The sequence below is a fragment of the Streptomyces sp. SudanB182_2057 genome (assembly GCF_964272715.1).
Lineage (GTDB): Bacteria > Actinomycetota > Actinomycetes > Streptomycetales > Streptomycetaceae > Streptomyces > Streptomyces rubradiris.
This window is the reverse complement of record NZ_OZ186798.1, coordinates 1,393,669-1,417,815: the sequence shown is the minus strand read 5'-3', so window position 1 is coordinate 1,417,815 and position 24,147 is coordinate 1,393,669. Positions and strand designations below refer to the sequence as shown.

The window sequence follows — 24,147 nt, the reverse complement described above, 5'->3', positions numbered from 1 at the left end:
CGTTGATCTCCTTCTGTGGGAGCGCGTTCGGTTGCACCGGATCCTTACTTACTCCGGGGTAAGTTACCGCCGGTAAGGCTGCGTGGGAACCCCCGTGCCGGGACCCGCGCCGAGCCCGTACGACCCCCGCGCCCGACTGGGGAACGCCAGTGCGCAGGCCTGTTTACATCGATGTACATCCGGCTCTAGCCTGGCGCGGATTTCGCTGCGCAGAAAAGGAGAACGCGTTGACGCACCGCCTCTTCCACGCCCTCAGACGTCTTCCCTCGCGCGCCGTGCTGCCGGTGATGGCCGCGGTACTCGGTACGGTGCTAGCCACTCCGGCCGTCGCGGCGCCCCCCGCTTCCCCCGCCCCCGTCGCGACGGCCGGCCCCTCGGCCACCGGCACGCCGTTGCGCGACGGCACGGGGCTCTACCCGCGTGCCGTCCGACTCGCCCACAACGGTGCCGCCAACGGCCGCGTCCTCGCCAGTGTCGTCACCTTCGACGGGAACAACGGCATCGGCGCCATCCACGAGAGCACCGACAACGGCGCGACCTTCCACGAGGTCGGCCGGGTCTCCGACCCCGACGCCGCGGCCGGCCAGGGGCTCTGCTGCGGAACCCTGTACGAACTCCCCCGACAGGTGGGCGCGTTGCCCGCCGGCACCCTGCTGTGGGCCTCCTCCGTCGGGCAGGACGAGCCGGACCGCCGGATGGCGCTGCGGATCTGGCGGAGCGGCGACGTGGGCCGCACCTGGTCCTACCTGTCGTCGTGCGCCGTCGCCACCGGCACCGGCGGCCTGTGGGAACCGGAGTTCTCCATCGCCTCGGACGGCGCCCTCGTCTGCCACTACGCCGACGAGACGGACCCCGCGCACAGCCAGAAACTGGCCGCCGCGCGCAGTTACGACGGCGTCAACTGGCAAGGGCGCCACGACATCGTGGCCAGCGGGTTGCAGACCGACCGGCCCGGCATGCCGGTGGTGCGCAAGCTGCCCAACGGCACCTACTTCATGAGCTACGAGATCTGCACCCCCGGCGGCCAGTACCAGTGCGTGGTGCACTACCGCACCTCCGCCGACGGCTGGAACTGGGGGAGCATCACCGACCTGGGGATCCGCCCCGAGACGGTCGACGGCAAGTACTTCCGCGCCACGCCGACCATCGCCTGGGCACCCGCGCCGGACGGTGGCGCGAACGGGCGGCTGCTGCTGACCGGACAGCGCCTGCTCCGCAAGGACGGCAGTGTCGCCGCGGAGAGCGGCCGGACGATCCTCGCCAACACGGAGAACGGCAGCGGGCCCTGGTACGAGATCGAGGCACCGGTCGACGTGCCCGACCCGCAGATCAACTACTGCGAGAACTACAGCTCCCCGCTGCTGCCCTCGGCGGACGGCCGCCAAGTCCTCCAGATCGCCACGGACTTCGACGGCACGGTCTGCAAGCCGTACTTCGCCACCGGCTCCATCACCGGCAGCGGTGACGCCTCAGGAATCGTCGACGGGGCGCTCTACCGGCTGGTGAACGCGAACAGCGGCAACTGCCTCGACGTGGCCGCCGACTCCCGCGCACCGGGCGGCAACGTCCAGCAGTGGACGTGCAACGGCCTCGGTCCGCAGGACTGGACGCTGAAGGCCCGCGGTGACAGCCGCTTCACGCTCACCGGCCGCAACAGCGGCTACTGCCTGGACGTGGAGAACGGATCCGGCACGCCGGGCGCCAACGTCCGCCAGTGGTACTGCAACCAGGCCGCCGCCCAGGACTGGCGACTGGAGAACGTGGGCCGGGGCTACTACCGGCTGGTCGTCCGCTCCAGCGGACAGTGCCTGGATGTGGCCCAGGGCTCCCGGCAGCCCGGAGCGAACGTCCAGCAGTGGACGTGCAACGGGCTCCAGCCGCAGATCTGGCGGCTGGAGCGGGTGTGACGCGAGGCGGGGGCCCGGTCGCACGACCGTGGCCCCCGGTTCACGACTGTTCCTCGATGGCGGCCGGCCGCGACTGCGCGGCACGGACGCGGGCGACGTCGAGCTTGGCGGAGCGGTCGAAGCGGTAGATGCCGTTCTGCTCCTGGAAGACGTCGGTCAACTGGGTGTAGCAGTAGCCGAACATGCCGGGGTCGCGCAGCAGCACCTCGGTGAGGCCGCTGAACCGGGCGTGGAACTCCTCCTCGTCCCTCACCCGTTCACCGTAGCCCCAGGACCGGGTGCGGTCCTCGCCGGACAGCCCGGCGGCCGCATCCGGGTCCCACCAGATACCGCCGAACTCGCTCACGAAGTACGGCTGTCCCCCATACGGCAGCGAGTAGGCGGCTCCGTTCTCGTAGGTGTTGACGAACGGTTCGCCCTTGGCGAGCCCGGACATGAGCTTCCCGAACACCGCCGGATCCTGCTCGTAGTTGTGGGCGTCGTAGATGTCCGTCTCGGCCACCCGGTGCGCGTAACCGGACGCGTCGATCACCGGTCGGGTGGTGTCCATGGCCTTGGTGGCCAGGAACATCGCCCGGGTGACGTCGTCGAGCTGGGTGATGTGGTCGTGCAGCTTCTGGTACGTCTCGTTGAGCGGGCACCAGCCGATGACGGCGGGGTGCGAGTAGTCGCGTTCCAGGGCCTCCAGCCACTGGGCGACGTAGGAGGCGTCGGGTTTCTGGTTGTCGCCCGAGGAGCCGCCCGTCTCGCAGCCCCAGTCGCCGAACTCGCCCCAGACCAGATAGCCGAGGCGGTCGGCGTGGTAGAGGAAGCGCTCCTCGAAGACCTTCTGGTGCAGCCGGGCTCCGTTGAAGCCCGCCTCCCGGGCCAGTTCGATGTCCCGGATCAGTGCCTCGTCGGTCGGCGCGGTCATCAGCCCGTCCGGGTACCAGCCCTGGTCCAGGACGAGCCGCTGGAAGACCGGGCGGCCGTTGAGGAGGACGGCCCGGCCGCGCAGGCCGACGGCGCGCAGACCGGCGTAGCTCTCCGCGCTGTCCACCACCTCTCCCTCGCCGTCGAGGAGTTCGAGCCGCAGGCCGTACAGGTGCGGGTCGTCCGGGCCCCACTCGCGGCGCCGGTCCGCGGGCACCGGAAGGCACAGGCGCGGGGCGAGGTCGAGGTCGGCGCGGGCCTCGGCGCGGCTGACCTCGCCGTCGCCGTCGGTCAGGACGGCACGGACCCGGTGGCCGGGGCGGTTGCCGGACAGCGGCAGTTCCAGGTGGAAGGCGCCGCCGGCGAGGTCCGGGGTGATCCGGGGCCGCCGCAGATGCACGTCGGGGACGGGCTCCAGCCACACGGTCTGCCAGATACCGGTGACACGTGTGTAGTTGCAGTCGTGGTTGGCGTACCGGACGGCCTGCTTGCCCCGTGCCTGCGGGCCGGACTTGGGGTCGCGGGCCCGTACGGTGATGACCACCTCCTCGCCCGCCCCGGCGATGTCGCCGAGGTCCGCGGTGAACGGCGTGAAGCCGCCGCGGTGCCGGGCGACCTCCTCGCCGTTCGCCCAGACGGTGGCGTCGTGGTCGACCGCGCCGAAGTGCAGCAGCACCCGGCGCCCGGCCCACTCCGACGGCAGGGTGAGCACCCGCCGGTACCAGACGGCGTGCAGGAAGTCGGTGTCACCGATGCCCGACAGCTCGGACTCGGGTGGAAAGGGCACGGTGATCTCGTCGTGCAACTCCCGGTCGAGGAGACCGCGTTCCAGGCCGCTGTCCCCCCGGTCGGTCTCGAACTGCCAGGTGCCGTTCAGATTGAGCCAGTCGCGGCGCGTGAACTGCGGTCGTGGGTACTCCGGTCGCGGTACGGCGTGAATGGGCACACATGCTCCATGTGGATCGGTCGGGTACGGCGGGTCGGGCGAGGGAGGGGTCAGGAGCCGCCGAGGCCGGTGGTGGCCACGGAGTCGACGATGCGGCGCTGGAAGAAGAGGAACACCACGATTAGCGGCAGCGCGGCCAGCAGCGCGGACGCCATCCCCGACACGTACTGGACGCCGTGGGAGTCCCGCACGGTGGCCAGCCCGACCGGCAGGGTCATCAGGTCCGGGTCGTTGGTCACGATGAACGGCCACAGGAAGTTGTTCCACGCCCCGATGAAGACGAAGATCGCCACCGCGGCCACGATCGGCCGCGACAACGGCAGCACCACCGACCAGAAGACCCGGAACTCGCAGGCACCGTCGATCCGGGCCGCCTCCTCCAGCTCCCGGGGGACACCGTCGAAGAAACGCTTGAGGACGAACACCATCATGGGGGCGACCACCTGCGGCAGGATGACCGCCGCGTAGGTGTCCACCAGGTCGAACAGCAGCATCTGCCGGAACAGCGGCACGATGAGCAACTGCGGCGGGATCATGATGGCGGCCACGGTCACGGCGAGCAGGGCCCGGCGCCCGCGGAACGTGCCGCGCGAGAAGCCGTACGCCGCGAGGGTGGAGACGGCCACCGTGACGACGGTGACCAGCCCGGCGATCAGGAGGCTGTTGAACGCCCAGGCGGGCACGTCCCCGCGGTCCAGGATCCGCCGGTACGCGTCCAGGGTGAAGGCGCCCTTGAATGGTGAGAGTCCGGGGGCGGACACATCCTGTTCGCTCTGCAGGGAGGTGGCGATCGCCCACACAAAGGGCAGCAGCCAGACGGCCGCCAGGACGACGAGTGCGGTCCCGGCCAGGACCCGGGGCAGCCGGCCGTGGCCGAGGAGCAGCGGGGAACCGGCGCTCTCCCGGGGCGGCCTGCGCCGTGGGCGCGGGGGCGTTGCGGTGACGGACACGGTCAGTCCTCCCGGCGGAAGAGGCGGAGCTGCACCAGCGAGACGATGATGATCAGCGCGAAGAAGAGATAGGAGACCGCCGAGGCGTACCCGAGCCGGTAACCGGTGAAGCCGACGTCGTAGACGTACTCCAGGACGGGACGGGTCGAGCCGTTGGGGCCGCCCTTGGTGAGGATGTAGATCTGGTCGAACACCTTGAGCGACGCCAGGATCTGGAGCATGACCACCAGCGCGGTGGTCCGGCGGAGCTGCGGCAGGGTGATGGACCACAGGCGGCGCCACGCCCCGGCGCCGTCCAGCGCCGCGGCCTCGTCGAAGGTCGTGGGCAGGGACTGGAGGGCGGCGAGGTAGAGCAGGAAATTGAAGCCGGCCGTCCACCAGACGGTGAGGGCGGCGATCGACCACATCGCGACGGACTCGTCGGCCAGCCAGCCCACCGGTCCCATGCCGAGGGTGTCCAGGAGCTGGTTGGCGAAGCCCAGGTCCGGCTGGTAGAGCCAGGACCAGATCAGCGTCACCACGGTCACCGGCAGCAGGTACGGGGCGAAGAACGCCAGCCGCCAGGCCCATTGCCCCGCGATCCCGCTGTGCACCAGCAGGGCGATCGCCAGCGCGACCAGCACCAGCGGCACGCTGGAGACGGCGGTGAAGAAGACCGTGTTGCCGAGGCTGCGCCAGACGTCCGGGTCGCCGAACGCCTCGGCGTAGTTGTCGAAGCCGACGAAGGCCGTGTCGCGCAGCGCCAGCGAGGAGTCGGTGAAGCTCATCCAGAGGCCCTGCACGACGGGCCACACCAGGAAGAGCACGAACAGGAGGAGGAACGGCAGGACGAAGACCAGACCGGAGCCGGGGGCGCCGAGGGAACGCCGCCGGCCGGTGCGGCGGGGGCCGTCCCCGCGGGGGATGCCCGGACCGGTCCGTGAGCCGGTGCCGGGAGGTGCGGTGGTGGTCACGGGGATCACTCCTTCTGCTCGTCAGGCCACCGGGTTGGGCTGCCGGAGCAGCGCGTCCGCCTCGCGGACCATCTGACGCACCGCTTTCTCGGGGGTGGTGTCGCCCAGCAGCGCCGACTGGAGCGGCTGGCACATCCGGCTCTGGAAGTTCGAGCCGGCCCCGGTGAACCAGTTCGGCGGGTCGAGCACCGCCACCTTCCCGGCGTCCGCGTACGAGGACTGCGGTTCCAGGGCGGCGTACTCCGGCTTCGCGAGCACGGGCTGGTAGGCGGGTATGTGCCCGGCGCTCGCCCAGGTCAGGCTCTGCTTGATCATCTCCGCGACGTACCGGTGGGCCTCGCGCCGACGGGCCGGGTCGGGGTCGTCCTGGTGCGGGAGGACGAAGCTGTGGCTGTCGGTGTAGACGGCGGGCCGGTCGAAGACCTGCGGGAACGGCGCGGCGCCGAGCGGGATGCCGGACTTCCGCAGGGTCGGCAGCTCCCACTCGCCAAGCATCGCCATGCCGCCGCGGCCGGAGGAGAACATGGTGAGGCCCGCGTAGTAGTCCAGGTCGTTGGGGTTGGTCCGGCCGTCGAAGAGCTGCCGCAGGAGTGACACCACACGTATCGCGGCGTCGACGTCGATCTGCGCCGGGCCGCCCTCCGGGAGGCTGAAGGCGGCGCCGGTCTGGGCGTAGAGGGCGGCGAACAGCCGCCAATTCTGCGCGGTGTCGTTGACGTGGCCGAACACGATGCCCGCGTGGCCGGTGGCATCGGCGAGCGCCCTGCCCGCGTCCAGCAGGGCCTCCGGGGACCCCATGGGCGCCAGTTCTCCCGAGGGGTCGAGCAGCCCCGCGGCGTCGGCGGCGTCCTTGTCGTAGAAGACGATGAAGGGGTGGACGTCCAGCGGGATCGCGTAGACGGTGCCGTCGTGCCGGGTGCGTGCCCACACCGCGGGGGTGAAGTCCCGCTGGGTGACGCCGAATTCGGCGAGCAGGTCCAGGTCGAAGGGGGCGAGCAGGCCGCCGGGGGCGTAGCCCGCCAGCCGGGACAGGTGCAGGACCGCGACGTCGGAGGCCCGGCCGCCGGCCGCCGACATGGCCAGCTTGGTGTAGTAGGACGGGCCCCAGTCCAGGATCGTCCGGTCGACGTCGAAGCCCCGGCTGCCGCCGGTGACGGCTTCGATCATCTCGTCCATCAGCAAGCCGTCGCCGCCCTGGAACAAGTCCCACACCTTGAGGGCCGAGGCGTCGGAGGCCGAGGCGGGGGAGGCGCAGCCGGACAGCGCGCCCGTGGCGAGCAGCGCGCCCGCTCCGGCCAGGCCGGTGCCCAGCAGGCGACGGCGGGTCGGGCCGCGGTCCGCGGCGGACCGCGCGGGACGGGCGGGGACAGGTGGGCGCGCAGTCATCGTTGACCTTTCGACGGCCGGACACGCGTGGCGGACCGGCGGCAAACCAGGGGGAAGACGGCCCCCACCGGGTTCGGCAGGCGGGGCGCGCACCGGCCGGCGCGGTGCGGTGGCACGTTTTTACATCGATGTACATTGGCTGTAAAGAGTCCGCGGCGCAGGGCCGGTGTCCCGGGGGCCGGCACCGGACGGGCGCTCGCCCGCCGGTCCCCGGCGTGCCCGCGCACTACACTCGGGGCCCCAGGGAGGGCAGGGAGGTCGTGGTGGCACGCGTCAGGATCAAGGACGTCGCTCGGCACGCGGGGGTGTCCGAGAAGACGGTGTCCAACGTGATCAACGACTACGTCCACGTCTCGGACCGGACCCGCCGCGTGGTCCAGGAGGCCATCGACCACCTCGGCTACAAGGTGAACCTGGCAGGCCGTCATCTGCGCAAGGGCCGCACCGGCATCATCGCGCTGGTCGTCCCCGAACTCGACGTCCCCTACTTCGCCGAACTCGCCCGGCACGTCATCCGCGAGGCGGAACAGCGATCCCTCACCGTGCTGATCCACCAGACCGGCGCGGACCGCGACCACGAACTGGCGGCCCTGGCCGGGTTCGGCTCCGCCTTCGTCGACGGGGTCATCCTCAGCCCGCTCGCCCTGACCGCCGACGATCTGCGGGACCGTGCGGACGCACCGCCCACCGTGCTGCTCGGCGAACTGCTGGAGGAGGGCGCGGACCACGTCGCCATCGACAACGAGAAGGCCGCGCGGGAGGCGACCGAGCACCTCATCGGCCTCGGGCGCCGTACGATCCTCGCCGTCGGCGGCCGGGACGACGCGGGCCTCGGCACCGCGGAGGCCCGCACCCGCGGCTACCGTGCCGCCCTCGCCGAGGCGGGCCTCGCCTTCGACCCGGCCGCGCTGCTGCCCGTGTCCTCCTTCCGGATGCCCGACGGGGCCGAGGCCGTGGCCCGGGCACTCGACGAGGGCGCCCGGCCGGACGCGTTGCTCTGCCTCAACGACCAACTGGCGCTGGGCGCGTTGCGCACCCTGTACGAGTACGGGTTGCGGGTGCCCGAGGACGTCGCCGTGATCGGCTTCGACGACGTGGAGGGAGGACGTTTCAGCACGCCGACGCTGAGCACCGTGGCTCCCGACAAGGCCGCGGTCGCCAGGATCGCCGTCGAACTCCTGCGGCGCCGGATGGACGAGGCCACCGAGCGGGCTCCCGCGGACGCCTCCCCGTCCGGTGTCCGCTCACCCCAGGACCTGGTCGTGGAGCACCGGCTGGTACTGCGCGAGAGCACCGAGGGCGTCGCGCGGGGTTCGAGGGGGCCGCGGGGCGGAGGCCGGCACACGTAACCCGCTACGGCCGCGCGTCCCCGGCCTGAGAGCCCAACTGCGAATGCTGAAACGGCCGTTGCGGTGAGGGGGCGGAGTTGCGGTACTACGTGTACGTGTCCGGGGCGAAGGTGGAGATGCTCCACGCGCAGATTCCGCAGAAGCTCCTGTCGCGGTTGACGGCGAAGGCGAAGGTGGACCTGAAGGTCGCCGGGGTGTCCGTGCAGCGGCCCGCGTCCCAGGACGCGGGGTTGTATGAACGGCTGGACGTGGTGGAGGACTTCCTGGAGCGGGAGTACGACGTCGGATGGATGTCGTCGGGGGCCGAGGAGGAGCCGGGGTCCGGGTTCTGGTTCCGGGGTGAGGCGGGGCTGCCGCTACCGGGACGAGGCAACGGGAGGCGCTGCGCGTCCTGCGGCGGGCGGCGGCGCCGTAGGCCCGGCACCACCAAGGCGCCGCCCCGGCCCGACGGGGTCGGCCAGGGCGGCGCGGCGCGGGGACCGGGTGTCCGGTCGCTCCCAGGGCGGTACGGGTGGTGGCTAGACCTCGACCGGCGCGGGCGTGGGCGTTCCGGGCACGTCGTCCGCGCGCTTGCGCAGGCCGAAGGCGCTGATCAGCGCGGCCCCGAGCGCGGTGACGAGCGGCACGGCCAAGGCCGCCTGGTAGCCGTCGAGGAGTTCACCGGGTGAGGAGCCGTCGGTGGCCGCGATGTCGATGGCGGCGGCCGCGGACAGGCCGATCGCGGCGCCGAACTGGAAGCTGGTGTACAGCAGACCGCCGGCGACGCCCTGCTCTTCCTCCTCGACGCCCTCGGTGCCGGCGATGGTGAGCGGCCCGTACGCGAGGGAGAAGGCCAGGCCCAGCACGAGCAGGCTCGGGAACATCAGCGCGTAGCTCCAGTCCGCCCTCAGCGGCAGCATCAGGGCGTACGCCAGGCAGGCCAGCACCAGCCCGCCGAAGATGACCCGGGCGTTGCCGAACTTGTCGACCAGCTTGGGGGTGAGCGTCGGCGACAGCACCGTGTCGACACCGATCACGAGCATCGCGAAGCTGGTCTGGAGGGCCGACCAGCCGCGCAGTTCCTGCAGGTAGAGCGTGACGACGAACTGGAAGCCGAAGAACCCGCCGGAGAAGAGCAGCGCGGCGAGGTTGGCGCGGACCAGCCCGCCGCGCCGGAGCAGGCCGAGCCGCACCAGCGGCGCCGACGACGCGCGCTCGACGACGGCGAAGGCGGCGAACAGCGCGAGGCTGACGGCGACCGTGCCGATCGTCCATGTCGCGTCGACGTGCGCGGCGCGTTCGACGGCGAACACCAGCAGCAGGATCGCGCCGGTCACGGTGACGGCGCCGGCCAGGTCGACGGGCTGGCCCCGCCGGTCGGGGCGGGGCGAGCCGGGGATGAGGGCGACGGCGGCGAGCAGGATGACCGCCGAGAGGATCACCGGGGCGAAGAACACCCACCGCCAGCCGACCGCGGTGAGCAGGCCACCGATGACCAGGCCGACGGAGAAGCCGCCGGCGGCGGTGCCGGAGTAGACCAGCAGGGCCTTGTTGCGCTGGGGGCCCTCGGCGAAGCCGGTGGTGATGATCGACAGGCCGGCCGGGGCCATGAAGGCCGCGGCGACACCGGTCACGAACCGGGCGACGAGCAGCATCCAGCCCTCGGTCGCCAGCCCGCCCAGGCCCGAGAACAGCAGGAACACCGTCAGCCAGGACACGAACATCCGGCGCCGGCCGAAGAGGTCCGCCGCCCGGCCGCCGAGCAGCATGAACCCGCCGTAGCCGAGGACGTAGGCGCTCATGACCCACTGCAGCGTGCCGGTGGACATCCCGAGGTCGTCACGGATCGACGGGAGGGCCACATTGAGCATGGCCACGTCGATGCCCTCCAGGAAGATCGCGCCGCACAGCACGAACAGCACGCCCCGGGCGCGCCCGCTCATGCGACCGGTGTCGCCGCCCGACGGGGATGGCACTGTGGACACTGGGGTTCTCCTTGCGAATGTCTGAGGGACGGACGCGGGGGGAACTCCGCCGCGTCCGGACATGGATGAGGGAAATCGAAGGGAAAGGGCTCGATTCCACGGGTGCGCACCCCGGTTACGCGAGAGCCTGTCGGTTCCCTGTTGTAACTGCCGGAATCATCCGACAGGCTGAGGTCCCATGGAAGAAGGCACTTCGAAGTCACCGAGGCACTGCGCGGGTACCGACGACTACAACGTCCTTCAGTGGGACGTCCGTGAGGGCTGCGAGGTCCGCCAGATCCTGGACCGCGTCGCCGACAAGTGGTCGCTCCTGGTCATCGCCCTCCTGGAGAACCGCAGCCTGCGCTTCAACCAGCTGCGCCACAGCATCGAGGGCATCAGCCAGCGGATGCTGACGGTGACCCTGCGCCAGCTGGAGCGGGACGGGCTGGTGCGCCGCACCGTCCACCCGGTGGTGCCGCCCCGGGTCGACTACGAACTGACGCCGCTGGGCGTGACGTTGCACGACACCATCCAGGCGCTGGTGACCTGGACCGAGCAGCACCAGCAGGAGATCGCAACGGCCCGCGCCGAGTACGACCGGCGCACGGAGCTGAGCGAGAAGGCGTCCTGAGGGCACGCATCCCCACGGCAGTCGGTCGGTGAGTGCGCTCCGGCCGGTCCGGCGAGCCCGGGTGCCCGCCCGGCCCGTCAGCGACCCGTCAATGTCCTCCCGGTCGCCGTCAGCGTTCCGTCAGGAAGGGCCGGTGACCGGGCGCGGACGGGCGTAGCGTCGACGGCGAGCCCCGGTCCGCCGTCCCGCGACCGGGGCGCCCCAGCACTCTCCAGGCAGGTGTCCCATGGAACAACTCCTGTACGGCGACGACCCCGAGCCCTCCGATCGGTTCCCGGCCGGACCCCTGTACGTCCCGGTCCGGCCGGGCCCCTCCGGGTCTGTGGTCCGCCTCTTCCGCACCCCGCTCGGCGACCGCTCGGCCGTCGGCTTCACCTCCGAGCGCGGGCTCGTCGCGGCCCTCGGCGCCGGCCAGGCGTGGATCCGTCTGGCCGAGCCCGCACTGCGCACACTGACCGCACCGCTCGGCGTCACCACCGTCACGATCGACCCGCCTTTCACGGCCTGCGCACCGGCGCCGGCCGGACCGGCCGTCCCGGCGGCGGCCCTGGCCGCCTCGGCCCGGTGAACCGGCTGAGAGGAGAGCAGGCGATGACCACCGTTCACGAATCCGCCGTCCCCGCGGCCCTCGCCGGACTGTCGGTGTGGCCCGCTTCGGCCACCGAATCCCGCCCCGGCGACCTGACCGTGGGCGGAGTACCGCTCACGGAGATCGCCGACCGCTTCGGCACCCCCGTCTACGTCCTCGACGAGGCCGAGGTGCGCGACCGCTGCCGCACCTACCTGAACGCCTTCCCGGACGCCGAAGTCCTCTACGCGGCCAAGGCGTTCCTGTGCCGGGCCATGGCCCGCTGGATCGACGAGGAGGGCCTCGGACTGGACGTCTGCTCGGCCGGTGAGCTGGAGCTCGCGGTCACCGCCGGCTTCCCGCCGGAGCGGATGGTGCTGCACGGCAACGCCAAGTCCCCGCGGGACCTGGAGACCGCGCTCCGCCTGGGCGTGGGCCGTATCGTCATCGACAGCCCCTCGGAGATCGCCCGGCTCGCCGCCGCCGTGGGCCCGGGCGGCCACCAGAAGGTCATGGTGCGCGTGGTGCCCGGCATCAGCGCGGGCGGCCACGAGAAGATCCGCACCGGCACGGACGACCAGAAGTTCGGGCTCTCCCTCACCGACGGCCACGCCCAGCACGCCATCGCCCGCATACTCGGCCGGCCACAGCTCGAACTCACCGGGCTGCACTGCCATCTGGGCTCACAGATCACCAGTGTCAAGCCGTATCTCGCGGCCGTGCGCCGCATGGTCGGCCTGATGGCCCGCCTGCACGAACAGCACGGGCTGGTCCTGCCCGAACTCGACCTCGGCGGCGGGCACGGCATCGCCTACCGCCCCGGCGAGGACGCCCTGGACCTGACGCGACTGGCCCGCAAGGTGCGCAAGGAACTCGTCGGCGCCTGCGCCGCCGCCGGACTCCCCGTGCCGCGGCTGGTCATCGAGCCGGGGCGGGCGATCGCGGGCCCCGCCGGTGTCGCGCTGTACCGCGTCCTGTCCGTGAAGAGCTCGGACGGAAACATCTTCGTGGCCGTGGACGGCGGCATGAGCGACAACCCCCGCCCGGCCCTGTACGGCGTTCGCTACGCCCCCCGCCTGGTCGGCCGGCACAGCACCGCGGAACGGGCCCGCGTCACCGTGGCGGGCCGGCACTGCGAAGCGGGCGACATCCTGGCCGCCGACGCCGAACTGCCCGCCGACGTCCGCCCCGGCGACCTGCTCGCCGTACCCGTGGCGGGCGCTTACCACCTGTCCATGGCCTCCGGCTACAACCTGGTCGGCCGCCCGCCCGTGGCCGCCGTACGCGACGGCCTCGCCCGCCTCCTGGTCCGCCGCGAGTCCCTGGCGGACATCCGGGGCCGGGACGTCGGCCTGTAGCGGCGCGGACAACGAAGTGGAGCCAGGACCATCCGTCCTGGCTCCACTTCATGGTGCGGGCGAGTCACGTCGGCCCGAGCGGGCGGTGGTGACGTCCGTCCGGCTGACCTCCGTCGGCGGAGGGGTTCCTCAGGTGCGCGTCCAGCGCTGGTTGCCGCCGCCCGAGCAGGTGTAGAGCTGGATCTGGGTGCCGTTGGCGGTGCCGGCTCCGACGGCGTCGAGGCAGAGGCCGGACTGGACGCCGACGATGGAGCCGTCGGAGTTCAGGCGCCACTTCTGGTTGTCGGCGCCCCAGCAGCTGTAGATCTGGACCTTGGCGCCGTTGCCGGTCCCGGCGGCGTCCAGGCACTTGTTGCCGTAGACCCTGAGCTCACCGGCGTCGGTGGACGTCCACTGCTGGTTGGTCGCGCTGTTGCAGTCCCACAGCTGGAGCTGGGTGCCGTCGGTGGTGGCCGCGTTGGGCACGTCCAGGCAGCGGCCGGACGCCACCCCCTTGATCTGCCCGCCGGTCGTGGGGGGCGGCGTGGTGGTGCCGCCGTTGAGGGCGTTGAGGACGGCGGTGTAGGCGGGCTTCTTGCTGCCGTCGTTGTTGAACAGCAGCGGCGTGTCACTCGCCCGCCAGGAGTCGCTGTCGCGCACGCCCCAGACGGTGATGCCGAGGCAGCGCGAGACGGCCAGGCAGTCGTTGGTCACGGCGGCGTAGGTCGAGGACGAGGCGCCCTGGATGTCGAGTTCGGTGATGGCCACGTCGACACCGAGGGCGGCGAAACTCTGCAGGGTGGTGCGGAAGTTGCTGTTGTACGGGCTGCCGCTGTTGAAGTGCGACTGGAAGCCGACGCAGTCGATCGGCACGCCGCGCTGCTTGAAGTCGCGGACCATGTTGTACACGCCCTGGGTCTTGGCCCAGGTCCAGTTCTCGATGTTGTAGTCGTTGTAGCAGAGCTTGGCGGCCGGGTCCGCGGCGCGCGCGGTGCGGAAGGCGACCTCGATCCAGTCGTTGCCGGTGCGCTGGAGGTTGGAATCGCGTCGGCCGCCCGAACCGTCGTCGGAGAAGGCCTCGTTCACGACGTCCCACTGGGCGATCTTGCCCTTGTAGTGCGCCATCACGCCGTTGATGTGGTCGATCATCGCCTGGCGCAGTGTGCTGCCGCTGAGGCTCTGCATCCAGCCGGGCTGCTGCGAGTGCCAGGCCAGGGTGTGCCCGCGCACCTTCTTGCCGTTCTGCACCGCCCAGTTGTAGACGCGGTCACCGGAGGTGAAGTTGAACTGGCCGCGCTGCGGTTCGGTGGCGTCTATCTTCATCTCGTTCTCGGCCGTCACCATGTTGAACTCACGGTTCGCGATCGACGTGTACGTCGAGTCGCCGAGCCGGCCCGAGGCGATGGCGGTGCCGAAGTAGCGGCCGCTCTGCGCGGCCGCGGCGCCGAGCGTGCTCTCGGCGGCGTGCGCGGTCGTCGGCGCGGCCAGTGCGCCGACCGAACCGAGGGCGCCGACGAGCAGCGCCATGAGCGGGCCGCGGAGCCTGCGGCGGACGGCTGGTCCGGGAAGGGCGTATGAGCCCATGAGTGTGCCTCCAAGATGGACATCGCGGAAGGACTGAAGGGAAGGGGGTCGCGTCTGGGACGGGCGGTCTCGACGTCGCGCGGCTGTGCCTGAGGTGCCGTGCGGCACGGATCAAGCGGGGCCGATGCGGTTCGGCATGTCGAACTTTGGTCGCTCTCTCAGACAGGGATGATCGAGCCATGACGGTGCACCGTCAATACTCCCCGCAGGAAAAGATTCCGATTTTCGCTCGAAAGTTTCGTAATTCCGCGGTGTGACACCCGTGTTACGACAAGGTCGACGGGCGCGGGGAACGGAGCACGAGCAGGGTGATCTCGCTGGGGGCGAAGACGCGGAACGGCGGACCCCAGAAGCCGGTGCCCCGGCTGGTGTAGAGGAGGGTGCGGGCGCCGTGGTGGCTGAGGCCGGCGAGGGCCGGCTGGTCGAGGCGGACCAGGTGGTGGAAGGGCCAGATCTGGCCGCCGTGGGTGTGGCCGGAGAGCTGGAGGTCGATGCCGGCGGCCGCCGCCCGGTCCACGAACTTGGGCTGGTGCGCCAGGAGCAGGACGGGCAGCTCGGGGTCGGTGCCGTCCAGGGCCCCGGCGAGATGGGCGCGGTGGCCCGCCAGGCCGGAGGACTCGGCGGTGACGTCGTCCACACCGGCGACCACGAGGGTGTCGCCGCCGCGTTCGAGCAGCACGTGGCGGTTGCGCAGCGGTTCCCAGCCCAGCTCGTCCATCAAGTCGACCCAGCCCTGGGCCTCGCTGTAGTACTCGTGGTTGCCGGTGACGTAGACCCGGGCATGGGCGGCCCGCACGGTACCGAGCGGGGCGGCCTGGGCGCGGCGCTGTCCGGCCGTGCCGTCGGCGATGTCGCCGGTGTGGCACACCAGGTCGGGCTCCAGGGTGTTCACCCTCTCGCACACCCGCGCCGACCAGCGGGCGCGGTCGAGCGGGCCGTAGTGGGTGTCGGTGATGAGGACGACCCGCAACCCGTCCAGCCCGGCGCCCAGTCGCGGGAGTTCCACGTCGAGCCGCCGCACGCGCGGCACCCGGCGGGCCTCGGCGTATCCCCAGGCGAGCAGGGCGGCGGTCACACCGAGGACGGCCCACGTGACGACGCGGGCCCGGTCCTGGCTCTCCCCGGCACCGGCCACGGCCAGGGCGGGCCGCAACAGGACGCCGAGCAGGACGGACCAGGTGAACAGCACCCAACTGGCGCCCAGCAGGGTGTCACCGATGATCGCCGCCCGGTCCTGCCGGCGCCGGCCGTGACCGCGCGCCATCGCGAGCGGCATGCCGACGAGACCGGCGGCGAGCAGGGCGGTGCCGGCCGCCGCGCCGGGCAGCGGCCAGTGCTGGCCCGTGTACAGGAGCACCCAGCAGGGCACGGCCCACAGCAGGACGGGGGCGATCAGGGGGAGGTGACGCATCAGGCGGCGCGGCAGGCTCCGCCGCGGTGCTCCCGCCTCGCCCCCGGCGGGCCGGGTGCTGCTGGTGTCGGTCACGCTTCCCCTCCCTGACCGGGCTGCCGTCTCGCCGCACTGTATCCGGTCGGCCCCGGGCCGGCCGGACCGGTGCTCGGGGGAGCGGCCGCCGGGTGAAGGGCTCCGGCGGGGCGCGCACGGCGCTGCCGTCCGACGGCCGGGCCGCCCCGGCTGTCAGGCCGTCGGCCCCCGCGCACCCGTACCCCGCTCCCTCACCGCGAGCCGTCGTGCCCCCGCAGGTGCAGGGCGCGCAGGGCGGCCTCCAGGGCGAAGCGGTGCTCGGGGTCGGCGAGCCGGTCGCCGAGGTGGGAGTCCAGGGTGCGCAGGCGGTAGCGGACGGTCTGGGCGTGGACGCCCAGCATCTCGCCCACCTGCTCGGCGGGCGCGCGGGTGGAGATGTGGACCCGCAGGGTCTCGATGAGCCGGCCGCGCCGGCTGGGCGGGAGCCCGTCGAGCGGCGCGAGTTCGCGGGCCGCGAGATGGTCGACCAGGGCGTGGTCGGACAACAGCCACAGGGTGGTGAGGTGGTCCTCGCAGGCGATCAGCGGGGCGTTGGGGACCACTCCGTCGTCGACCAGCTGGAGGACGCGGCGCGCCCAGCGCACCGAGTCGGCGGCCTGGCCGAGCGGGACGGTGAGACCGAGCACGGCACGGGTGCCGGACAGCGCCTTGCGGAGCATCGCCAGGCGCTGCGGGGTGAGGCTGCCCGGGACGAGCAGGTGGGGCTGGGGCATGTCGAGGTCGACGAGGACGTCCTCGTCGAGCGCCGCCTGGATGCGGTCGGCCACCGGGGGGCGCAGCGCGACCAGGGTGCACCGCGGGGGCAGCTCCCAGCCGGCGGCCTCGGCCAGCTCGGTGACGGTGGTCCCGGGCAGCGGCGGCGCGGCCAGGATGAGGTGCAGCAGGCGTCTTCGTAAGGCGGACACCTCGGAGGCGGCCCGCTCCCGCACCTCCGCGTACCCCTCGCGGGTGACCGCCTCCAGTTCGTCGACGTAGGCGAAGAGGGCGTCGGCGAAGGAGAGGATGAGGGTGGGGGAGAGGTTGTGCTGCCGCCCGATCGTCTTGGCGCGGCGCAGCGTGATCCGCGCCCCGAGGCGGTAGGCGCCTTGCAGGGTGTGCAGGTCGCGCCCCTCGTACGCCTCCACCCGGCCGAATCTGCGCAGCAGTTCGTCGCGGGCCTCCGAGCGCCTGCCGGGATCGGCCACCCGGTCCACGAAGGTCACCACCGCCAGTTCCACGCCCTGGCGGATCGCGTCCCCGCTCGGGCCGTTGAGCAGCCGGCCGTACACCGGGTAGGCGCGGGTGACCTCCGCTCGTATCTCGTTGAGCAGGCCCGGCAGTTCGGGCCGTATGAAGGCCGCGAACCTCTTGGGCAGGGGGCCGAGCGGTTCGCCGACCTCGGGGGACCGTGCGATCGAGGGCATGAGTCACCTCTTGCGCTCAGAAGTGTCCGGCGAGGTGGCCGGCCGGGCGTCGTCCGCCTCGCGCGGAGGGCGCCCGGACCGGTCCACCAGGTGTCACACCGGTCTGGGTGCTGACACTTAATCAACTCGGCCGCCCGGTGTACACCGCTCAGGCGGATTACGGCGGGGCCCGCCGCCGGGAAACGGCCGGGCGGTGGCCGTCACCGGACGGCGGAGTGCCAGTTGCGGGCGAGGACCTTGCCGGCGTCGGGGACGACGGTGCCGGGCGCGGTCAGGCCGGCCAGGAAGGTCTGGGCGCTGTTCAGGGTGAGGGCGTTGTTCCCGGCGGCGGAGGGCAGGCCGGTCTTGGCGTTGACGGCGGCGTTGATCAGGCCGACGTTCAGGCCGCAGCCGGTGGCCCCCGGCACCGCGAAGGCGCTGTCGTTCTGCGGGGCGCCGGTGAGGTCGACCCGGCTCATCTCGCCGGCGTCGTCGGCCGTGCCGTCCCCCTTGAAGAAGGTCATCCCGAACGCCGGGTAGTCGAGGTTCTTCGGCCGCAGCACGATCGGCGCGGACGCCGACCCGATGTAGCAGTTGTCGCCGAGGAGCGGGTTCCGCAGGTGGACGCGGACCGGCAGGGCGATGATCGGCATGTCCTTGAGGACGCCCGCGGTCTGGTCGAAGGCGTACGGCGCGCCGACGGACTCCATGGTGGCCGTGATCTTGTTCAGCTTGGCGTCGCTGAGGGTCTGGCAGATGCCGGTGATCACCGGTATGTCGCTCGGACACATCAGGCCGAACAGGCCGCCGGGGACGGTGGCGGAGTCGGCGACCAGCGCGCCGGCGGGCGGGGCGACGACGGTGCTGGTGCCGTCCGCGTTCTGCACGACCCCGAACTGGAGGTTGGTCCGGCCCGTGACCACGGTGGTCTTGCCCAGCTTGATGGAGCCACTGGCGGAGCTGGAGACCACGCACTGCGGGGTCTGGTCGGAACCGTCGGCGGCCAGCATCGCCGGGGCGTCCACGGGGCAGCGGGTGAAGGGGGCCCACTGGCCGTTCAGCGTGGGGTCGGCGGCCGTCGCGCCGCCGATGGAGGCGAGGGTGCCGAGCGCGGTGAGGGCGGCGACGGCGGAGATCCGGGTGCGGGTGGAGAGCCGGGGCATGGTGGTGGCCTTCCGGGGAGAAGGGGACGGGGGCGAGCGCCGGGCGCGGGCGGCTCAGCGCTCGGGGACGGGAATGACGAGGGGTTGCAGATCCTTGGTGCACTGGTCGGGGTTGAAGACCTGCACCGCGCAGGTCTGGCCCTGCGTCTGCTTGACGTAGTTGCCGGGGCCGGACACCGAGGCGGTGAGCAGGCGGTCGAGGTTCTCGCCCTTGCCGCCGCAGTGGGTGAACGCGGGGATGGTCACCTCGCCGGTCAGCGGGCCGCCGGAGCTGAGCAGATAGCCGACGGGCAGGGCGGGGGGCTGGTGCGAGCTGCGGCCGGTCAGCACCAGGTGGTCGCCGGGGAACTTCGCGGGCTCCGGCTCCTCGGAGCGCAGCGGGGACCGCGTCCGGCAGCCGGTACCGACGTCCAGCGGGGTCCCGTTGACCTCCAGGGCGGTCACCCGCAGGACCAGCGGGACCCGGATCCGTGTCTCCAACTTGGTGAACTGGGTGCCGAACCAGGTCTCGCCCTTGCCGTCCATGGTCATGGGCCCCGTCTGCTCCAGCACCATGGTGGCCTTCGTCGGCACGAAGCCGAAGGTGAGGAAGGTCGCCTGGAACGGCGGGGTCTGCGGCTCGCCCCGGTACCAGAGCGTTCCCCGCGAGTGCTGGGTGATATGGCCCCCGCTGTAGTCCGGGAAGAGCTCGATGTCGGTGGGGCCCTGCTCGATCAGCGCGCAGGACAGGGGGATCAGCGTGGCCCCGGCCAGCTTGCGCACGTTGCTGTAACCGGTGATGTAGGCGTTCAGCGATGCCGAGGTGGACGGGTGCCGCTCGTCGTAGCGGCAGGGCGGGGCGTCCGGGCGGCGGGTGGCGGCACCTCGCGGGGCACGTTCCGTCACCGTCGGCGCCCGGCCCCCCTGGTCGTCCCGGCCGGCCTGGTCGTCCGGGGCCCGCGGGGTGCCGGACGCGCCGGGTGTGCCGCCGTCCGGCGCCGGGACCGAGGGCGTCGGCGAAGCGGGGGTGGTGGCCGGGGGCCCGGGGTCCGGCGCGATCGGTACGGTGGCCAGCAGGCCCCGCTCCGGCGCGTCCTCGGCGAGCGAGCAGCCGATGGTCAGCGCGGCGGGGTCGGCGGCGGCGCCGTCCGGGGTGTCGAGCGCCAGGTCGAGGTCGAGGGCGCGGGCGGAGAAGGCGAGGTCGCCGTCCACGCGGGCGGTGACGGAGGGGACTTCGCCCGTCGCGGTCAGCGTCAGGGGCCCCGAGGCGGGCAGGGCGGCCGGCCGCGCCGTACCGCGCCAGGTCGCCTCGGCCGCCGCCTCGCCCTGCGTGATGCCGACCCCGAGACGGGTCACCGCGCGCACGCCGGCCGCCCGGCCGCGGGCGAGGTCCGCCACCGCTTCGGCCGGCAGCTCGACGGTGGTGGTGACATCGGTGGGGGTGAACGCCCTGCCCGCCTCGGCCGCGGCGGGGAAGTCCGCCGTGACGCGTACCGTCGCGGGCAGTTCTCCCGAGGGCAGCCGGCAGACGTAGGGGAGCGCGACATCGGCCTGCTGGGTGCCTGCGGCCGAGACCGCGGCCGGGACCATGGCGGCGAGCACCACGAACGCGCCGATGACCGAGGTGCGGGCACGGACCCGGGGCAGCCGCGGCGCGGCGGTGCGATGGCCTCTCATACAGCTCCAGTCAGTCGTACACCGGTGGGGACAAGGGGGAACGGCGGCCGGGGGCGGGGCCGGGCAGTCCGCGTCCGCCCGGCCGGGGTGCGTGACCGGCCGGGCGGACGCGGACGGCGGCGCCTTACGGGTTGGAGCCGACGATCTTCGGGATGGTGCCGTTGGAGGCCTTGATGACGTAGTTGCCCTTGAAGGTGGGCTTGGTGGAGGTGGTGACCACCGTGCCGCAGTTGACGGGGGCCGGGTTGGAGCTGACCACCAGATCGCCCGCGACGCTGTTGACCGCCAGGACGCCCGAGGAGTTGGTGTAGGTGCCCGACGCCTTGCCCGTCACGGTGAACTTGCACGCGCCCGCGGTCACGTTGGCCTTGACGTTGCCGACGTAGCCCGTGGTGACACCGGTCGTGGCGTTGTAGTCCTGGGCGACGACCGTCCAGGGGGTGACCGCCACGGTGCTGACGTTGCCCAGGACGCTGGTGCACGGCGAGGCCGAGGTGCCGAAGGTGATCGCGCTGATGGTGGCGACCGTGGCCGGGTTGCCGGTGGCGTTGGACATGGTGCCGGACGCGCCGGAGGTCGTGCACGTCATCGGAATGGTCGCGGTCAGCACGATGTTGCCGCTGTTCGTCGCCGTGTAACTGCCCGTCGGGGTGACGGTCCAGGTCGTGGAGGGAACCGCCGAGGCGGGACCGGCGGTGAGACCGAAGGCGGCCGCGGCCGCACCCGCCACGACGGCGAGCCTTCTCGTGTGCTTCTTCATGGCGTCAGGGCTCTCCTTGTGGTTGAACGGCAGGGATGGGCCGCCGCCGAATCGTTCGAGGGTGTGCGGCCCGCGGCTCGGTGTTCCCCGTCCGCGAACCATGACGTTACTGGCGGGAAACTTCGCCGAACAATGCCGTTGTTCATGATTCTTTGAAAAGAGGAACCATCTCTTTCCGGGGTGAGTGATCCATGGCCGGTCTTAGTCATCCGCTGCCAAACCCGGGGGCCTTAGGCGGTGGGGGAGGGGGTGCCCCCGGCCTGCCCGCACGGGGCCGGATCGCTCACTCGGCGACAAGTTCCGCGGGCGGGTTTGTCTGCGCCGTGACAGATTTCGCATGGCCGAACCGGGACTCACCGAAAACCTGCAACCCTGTATTGCCCACCGCGGTTACTGGGCCGTAACGTGCCGGTGCGGTGCTCGGTGCCAGGTCGGCGACCCCGCCGGCCGAGCCGTGGCGGACGCTCTTCGGCCGCCGGCCCGCCCTGTCTCCGCCGAGGCACGGACGGACGGAGCGGGGTTGTCTGCGCGGTGACAAACACCGGGACGGCGGCGGGAGTTGCGGCACCGCACCCGATGCCGGCGTGCCGCGCGCCGAGTCGCGGCGCGTACCCGCGAACACGGAACCGACCTGCGTCCGCTGGAGGTGATATGGGCGTCGAAGTGGTGGTCGAGGGCCTGACCAAGTCCTTCGGTAAGCAGAGCATCTGGCGGGACGTGACACTCACTCTTCCGGCCGGAGAAGTAAGCGTCATGCTGGGGCCGTCCGGCACCGGGAAGACCGTCTTCCTGAAGTCGCTCGTCGGACTGCTCAAACCCGAGAAAGGCCGGGTGCTCATCAATGGGGTGGACATGGTGAACAGCCCCGAGCGGGAAATCTACGAGACCCGTAAGTTATTCGGGCTCATGTTCCAGGACGGGGCCCTGTTCGGATCCATGTCGCTGTTCGACAATATCGCCTTCCCGTTGCGCGAGCACACCCGCAAGAAGGAGTCCGAGATCCGCCGCATCGTCATGGAGCGGATCGAGATCGTCGGACTGCTGGGCGCGGAGGGCAAACTGCCGGGGGAGATCAGCGGAGGCATGCGCAAACGCGCCGGACTGGCCCGCGCGCTCGTGCTGGACCCGCAGATCATCCTCTGCGACGAACCGGACTCCGGCCTCGACCCGGTCCGCACCGCCTACCTCTCCCAGCTGCTGATCGACCTGAACGCGCAGCTCGACGCGACGATGCTGATCGTCACCCACAACCTCGACATCGCCGCCACCGTGCCCGACAACATGGGGATGCTGTTCCGGCGCGAACTCGTCACCTTCGGCCCGCGCGAGGTGCTGCTCACCAGCGAGGAACCGGTGGTCGCCCAGTTCCTCGACGGCCGGCGCGAAGGCCCCATCGGGATGTCGGAGGAGAAGGACGCGGCCACCCTCGCGGCCGAGGCGAGCACCGCCCGCGCCGCCGAGCCCCGCAGGATCGTCCCGCAGCTGGAGCCGTCGCCCGGCCTGCCGCACCGCCGCGCCGTCACCCGGCGGCGGGAACGCGTCCTGCGCATGATCGACCAACTGCCCTCCGCCGCCCGCGCCGCCATCCTGCGGACCTACGCGGACGGTGCCGCGACACCCACCCGGCCGATCCCCGCCGCCGGGGGCGGCGCATGATCACCGGAGCGCTGCGGCAGACCGGGCGGCTCTTCGCGCTCGCCGTCGAGGTCGGCCGTGCCATCTTCCGGCGGCCCTTCCAGTTCCGCGAGTTCATCGAGCAGTTCTGGTTCGTCGCCGGAGTCACCATCCTGCCCGCCGCCCTCGTCTCCATCCCCTTCGGCGCGGTCATCGCGCTCCAGGTCGGCTCGCTCACCCGGCAACTGGGCGCCCAGTCCTTCACCGGCGGCGCCAGCGTGCTCGCCGTCGTCCAGCAGGCCAGCCCGCTCATCGTCGCCCTGCTGATCGCCGGCGCCGGCGGCTCCGCCATCTGCGCCGACCTGGGCTCCCGCAAGATCCGCGAAGAGCTGGAGGCCATGGAGGTCATGGGCGTCTCGCCCGTGCAGCGCCTGGTCGTGCCCCGGGTGCTGGCCACCATGGGCGTGGCGGTCCTGCTCAACGGCCTGGTCTCCGTCGTCGGCACCCTCGGCGGCTACTTCTTCAACGTCATCCTGCAGGACGGCACCCCCGCCGCCTACCTGTCCAGCTTCTCCTCCCTCGCCCAGCCGGCCGACCTCTACATCAGCGAACTCAAGGCACTCGTCTTCGGGTTCATCGCGGGCATCGTCGCCGCCTTCCGGGGACTCAACCCGCGCGGCGGTCCCAAGGGGGTCGGCGACGCCGTCAACCAGTCCGTGGTCATCACCTTCCTCCTGCTCTTCTTCGTCAACATGGTCATGACGGTCCTGTACCTCCGGATCGTCCCGCCGAAGGGGGGCTGACCCGCGATGGCCTCCCCGCTCGCCTGGCTCGACCGCTCCGGTGACCACCTGCTCTTCTACACCCGGGCCCTGCTGTGGGTCCCGCGCGCCCTGCGCCGCTATCTCAAAGAGGTCCAGCGTCTCCTCGCCGAGGTCGCCTTCGGCACCGGAGGGCTCGGCGTCATCGGCGGCACCATCGGCGTGATGATCGCGATGACCCTGTTCACCGGGACCGTCGTCGGACTCCAGGGGTACGCGGCCCTCGACCAGATCGGCACCGCCGCGTTCACCGGATTCGTCTCCGCCTACTTCAACACCCGCGAGATCGCCCCCCTCGTCGCCGGACTCGCCCTCTCCGCGACCGTCGGCGCCGGTTTCACCGCGCAGCTCGGCGCCATGCGCATCAACGAGGAGGTCGATGCCCTCGAGGGCATGGGCATCCGCTCCATGCCCTACCTCGTCACCACCCGCGTCATCGCCGGGGTCGTCGCCATCATCCCCCTCTACGCGATCGGCCTGCTCTCCTCCTACCTGTCCTCCCGCCTGGTCACCGTCCTGTTCAACGGCCAGTCCCGGGGCACGTACGACCACTACTTCAACCTGTTCCTCTCCCCGACGGACGTGCTCCTGTCCGTGCTGAAGGTGCTGATCTTCAGCGTGATGGTGATCCTCGCGCACTGCTACTACGGCTACCGCGCCGCCGGCGGCCCGGCCGGCGTCGGCGTCGCCGTGGGCCGGTCCGTACGCAACGCCATCGTGCTGATCAGCGTCACCGACTTCTTCCTGTCGCTCGCCCTGTGGGGTGCGACCACGACCGTGAAGGTGGCGGGGTGAG

General features: G+C 71.8%; 19 protein-coding genes and 1 pseudogene. 9 read left to right on the top strand and 11 right to left on the bottom strand.

Going from position 1 to position 24,147, the window contains the following annotated elements:
* Positions 1–287 precede the first annotated feature (287 nt).
* A complete protein-coding gene (locus ACSURM_RS05810; RefSeq protein WP_436960941.1) occupies positions 288–1,907 on the top strand; it encodes an RICIN domain-containing protein in 1,620 nt (539 codons plus the stop codon).
* Between the two features lie 40 nt (positions 1,908–1,947).
* Here the strand turns inward: ACSURM_RS05810 and ACSURM_RS05805 are convergent, their stop codons facing one another.
* The 4 genes from ACSURM_RS05805 to ACSURM_RS05790 are packed head-to-tail and all read right to left on the bottom strand — an operon-like array spanning position 1,948 to position 7,054.
* A complete protein-coding gene (locus ACSURM_RS05805) occupies positions 1,948–3,765 on the bottom strand; it encodes a glycoside hydrolase family 2 protein (RefSeq protein WP_436953873.1) in 1,818 nt (605 codons plus the stop codon).
* A 50-nt stretch (positions 3,766–3,815) separates the two neighbouring features.
* Positions 3,816–4,715, bottom strand: a complete 900-nt coding sequence (locus ACSURM_RS05800; protein ID WP_436953872.1) for a carbohydrate ABC transporter permease — start codon at positions 4,713–4,715, stop codon at positions 3,816–3,818.
* A gap of 2 nt (positions 4,716–4,717) precedes the next feature.
* Positions 4,718–5,668 carry a carbohydrate ABC transporter permease gene (locus ACSURM_RS05795; protein WP_436953871.1) on the bottom strand — a complete coding sequence of 317 codons (951 nt, stop codon included), beginning with the start codon at positions 5,666–5,668 and terminating at the stop codon, positions 4,718–4,720.
* Between the two features lie 21 nt (positions 5,669–5,689).
* Entirely contained in the window at positions 5,690–7,054 is a 1,365-nt protein-coding gene (locus tag ACSURM_RS05790) for an extracellular solute-binding protein (RefSeq protein ID WP_436953870.1), read from the bottom strand.
* Positions 7,055–7,317: 263 nt separating this feature from the next.
* On the opposite strand from ACSURM_RS05790, the gene ACSURM_RS05785 reads away from it, so the two are divergent.
* Together ACSURM_RS05785 and ACSURM_RS05780 are read left to right on the top strand one after the other, a co-directional pair.
* Positions 7,318–8,403: a LacI family DNA-binding transcriptional regulator gene (locus ACSURM_RS05785; protein ID WP_436953869.1), complete on the top strand. Its 1,086-nt coding sequence runs from the start codon at positions 7,318–7,320 to the stop codon at positions 8,401–8,403.
* 89 nt (positions 8,404–8,492) lie between these two features.
* Positions 8,493–8,747 (top strand): annotated as a pseudogene (locus ACSURM_RS05780) (DUF7019 family protein); the annotation flags it as partial.
* Between the two features lie 174 nt (positions 8,748–8,921).
* On the opposite strand, the gene ACSURM_RS05775 reads toward ACSURM_RS05780, so the two are convergent.
* The gene (locus tag ACSURM_RS05775) at positions 8,922–10,325 is read right to left on the bottom strand and encodes an MFS transporter (RefSeq protein WP_436960939.1); all 1,404 of its coding nucleotides are present in this window, start codon (positions 10,323–10,325) and stop codon (positions 8,922–8,924) included.
* A gap of 220 nt (positions 10,326–10,545) precedes the next feature.
* On the opposite strand from ACSURM_RS05775, the gene ACSURM_RS05770 reads away from it, so the two are divergent.
* From ACSURM_RS05770 to lysA, 3 genes are all read left to right on the top strand, one after another.
* Positions 10,546–10,980, top strand: a complete 435-nt coding sequence (locus ACSURM_RS05770; protein WP_436953868.1) for a winged helix-turn-helix transcriptional regulator — start codon at positions 10,546–10,548, stop codon at positions 10,978–10,980.
* 226 nt (positions 10,981–11,206) lie between these two features.
* A complete protein-coding gene (locus ACSURM_RS05765) occupies positions 11,207–11,548 on the top strand; it encodes an SAV_915 family protein (RefSeq protein WP_436953867.1) in 342 nt (113 codons plus the stop codon).
* Positions 11,549–11,571: 23 nt separating this feature from the next.
* Positions 11,572–12,906, top strand: a complete 1,335-nt coding sequence (gene lysA, locus ACSURM_RS05760) for a diaminopimelate decarboxylase (RefSeq protein ID WP_436953866.1) — start codon at positions 11,572–11,574, stop codon at positions 12,904–12,906.
* Between the two features lie 129 nt (positions 12,907–13,035).
* Here the strand turns inward: lysA and ACSURM_RS05755 are convergent, their stop codons facing one another.
* The 6 genes from ACSURM_RS05755 to ACSURM_RS05730 all read right to left on the bottom strand — a co-directional run bounded on the left by ACSURM_RS05755 (position 13,036) and on the right by ACSURM_RS05730 (position 20,916).
* Complete coding sequence (locus ACSURM_RS05755) at positions 13,036–14,469, bottom strand: endo-1,4-beta-xylanase (protein WP_436953865.1); 1,434 nt, start codon at positions 14,467–14,469, stop codon at positions 13,036–13,038.
* 265 nt (positions 14,470–14,734) lie between these two features.
* Complete coding sequence (locus ACSURM_RS05750; protein ID WP_436953864.1) at positions 14,735–15,955, bottom strand: metallophosphoesterase; 1,221 nt, start codon at positions 15,953–15,955, stop codon at positions 14,735–14,737.
* A gap of 191 nt (positions 15,956–16,146) precedes the next feature.
* Positions 16,147–17,358 carry a helix-turn-helix domain-containing protein gene (locus ACSURM_RS05745; RefSeq protein WP_436953863.1) on the bottom strand — a complete coding sequence of 404 codons (1,212 nt, stop codon included), beginning with the start codon at positions 17,356–17,358 and terminating at the stop codon, positions 16,147–16,149.
* 200 nt (positions 17,359–17,558) lie between these two features.
* Positions 17,559–18,500, bottom strand: a complete 942-nt coding sequence (locus tag ACSURM_RS05740; protein ID WP_436953862.1) for a hypothetical protein — start codon at positions 18,498–18,500, stop codon at positions 17,559–17,561.
* A 54-nt stretch (positions 18,501–18,554) separates the two neighbouring features.
* The gene (locus ACSURM_RS05735) at positions 18,555–20,156 is read right to left on the bottom strand and encodes a DUF6801 domain-containing protein (RefSeq protein ID WP_436953861.1); all 1,602 of its coding nucleotides are present in this window, start codon (positions 20,154–20,156) and stop codon (positions 18,555–18,557) included.
* A 124-nt stretch (positions 20,157–20,280) separates the two neighbouring features.
* Positions 20,281–20,916: a hypothetical protein gene (locus tag ACSURM_RS05730; RefSeq protein ID WP_436953860.1), complete on the bottom strand. Its 636-nt coding sequence runs from the start codon at positions 20,914–20,916 to the stop codon at positions 20,281–20,283.
* Between the two features lie 651 nt (positions 20,917–21,567).
* Here ACSURM_RS05730 and ACSURM_RS05725 point away from each other — a divergent pair.
* Genes ACSURM_RS05725 through ACSURM_RS05715 form a run of 3 tightly spaced genes read left to right on the top strand, consistent with a single transcriptional unit; the run spans position 21,568 to position 24,146 of the window.
* Positions 21,568–22,572 carry an ABC transporter ATP-binding protein gene (locus tag ACSURM_RS05725; protein ID WP_436953859.1) on the top strand — a complete coding sequence of 335 codons (1,005 nt, stop codon included), beginning with the start codon at positions 21,568–21,570 and terminating at the stop codon, positions 22,570–22,572.
* A complete protein-coding gene (locus ACSURM_RS05720) occupies positions 22,569–23,333 on the top strand; it encodes an MlaE family ABC transporter permease (RefSeq protein WP_359042763.1) in 765 nt (254 codons plus the stop codon). The genes ACSURM_RS05725 and ACSURM_RS05720 overlap by 4 nt, the downstream gene beginning before the upstream one ends.
* A gap of 6 nt (positions 23,334–23,339) precedes the next feature.
* Positions 23,340–24,146 (top strand): MlaE family ABC transporter permease, encoded by an 807-nt coding sequence (locus ACSURM_RS05715; protein WP_436953858.1) that lies wholly within the window; start codon positions 23,340–23,342, stop codon positions 24,144–24,146.
* The last annotated feature ends 1 nt before the right edge of the window (position 24,147 follow it).

What these genes read in the sequence shown, in the direction of transcription:
- ACSURM_RS05810 (WP_436960941.1), top strand. Translation starts at nt 288, where the DNA reads ATGGCCGCGGTACTCGGTACGGTGCTAGCCACTCCGGCCGTCGCGGCG.
- ACSURM_RS05790 (WP_436953870.1), bottom strand. Translation starts at nt 7,054, where the DNA reads ATGACTGCGCGCCCACCTGTCCCCGCCCGTCCCGCGCGGTCCGCCGCG.
- ACSURM_RS05775 (WP_436960939.1), bottom strand. Translation starts at nt 10,325, where the DNA reads ATGAGCGGGCGCGCCCGGGGCGTGCTGTTCGTGCTGTGCGGCGCGATC.
- ACSURM_RS05770 (WP_436953868.1), top strand. Translation starts at nt 10,546, where the DNA reads ATGGAAGAAGGCACTTCGAAGTCACCGAGGCACTGCGCGGGTACCGAC.
- ACSURM_RS05765 (WP_436953867.1), top strand. Translation starts at nt 11,207, where the DNA reads ATGGAACAACTCCTGTACGGCGACGACCCCGAGCCCTCCGATCGGTTC.
- lysA (WP_436953866.1), top strand. Translation starts at nt 11,572, where the DNA reads ATGACCACCGTTCACGAATCCGCCGTCCCCGCGGCCCTCGCCGGACTG.
- ACSURM_RS05755 (WP_436953865.1), bottom strand. Translation starts at nt 14,469, where the DNA reads ATGGGCTCATACGCCCTTCCCGGACCAGCCGTCCGCCGCAGGCTCCGC.
- ACSURM_RS05745 (WP_436953863.1), bottom strand. Translation starts at nt 17,358, where the DNA reads ATGCCCTCGATCGCACGGTCCCCCGAGGTCGGCGAACCGCTCGGCCCC.
- ACSURM_RS05740 (WP_436953862.1), bottom strand. Translation starts at nt 18,500, where the DNA reads ATGCCCCGGCTCTCCACCCGCACCCGGATCTCCGCCGTCGCCGCCCTC.
- ACSURM_RS05735 (WP_436953861.1), bottom strand. Translation starts at nt 20,156, where the DNA reads ATGAGAGGCCATCGCACCGCCGCGCCGCGGCTGCCCCGGGTCCGTGCC.
- ACSURM_RS05730 (WP_436953860.1), bottom strand. Translation starts at nt 20,916, where the DNA reads ATGAAGAAGCACACGAGAAGGCTCGCCGTCGTGGCGGGTGCGGCCGCG.
- ACSURM_RS05725 (WP_436953859.1), top strand. Translation starts at nt 21,568, where the DNA reads ATGGGCGTCGAAGTGGTGGTCGAGGGCCTGACCAAGTCCTTCGGTAAG.
- ACSURM_RS05720 (WP_359042763.1), top strand. Translation starts at nt 22,569, where the DNA reads ATGATCACCGGAGCGCTGCGGCAGACCGGGCGGCTCTTCGCGCTCGCC.
- ACSURM_RS05715 (WP_436953858.1), top strand. Translation starts at nt 23,340, where the DNA reads ATGGCCTCCCCGCTCGCCTGGCTCGACCGCTCCGGTGACCACCTGCTC.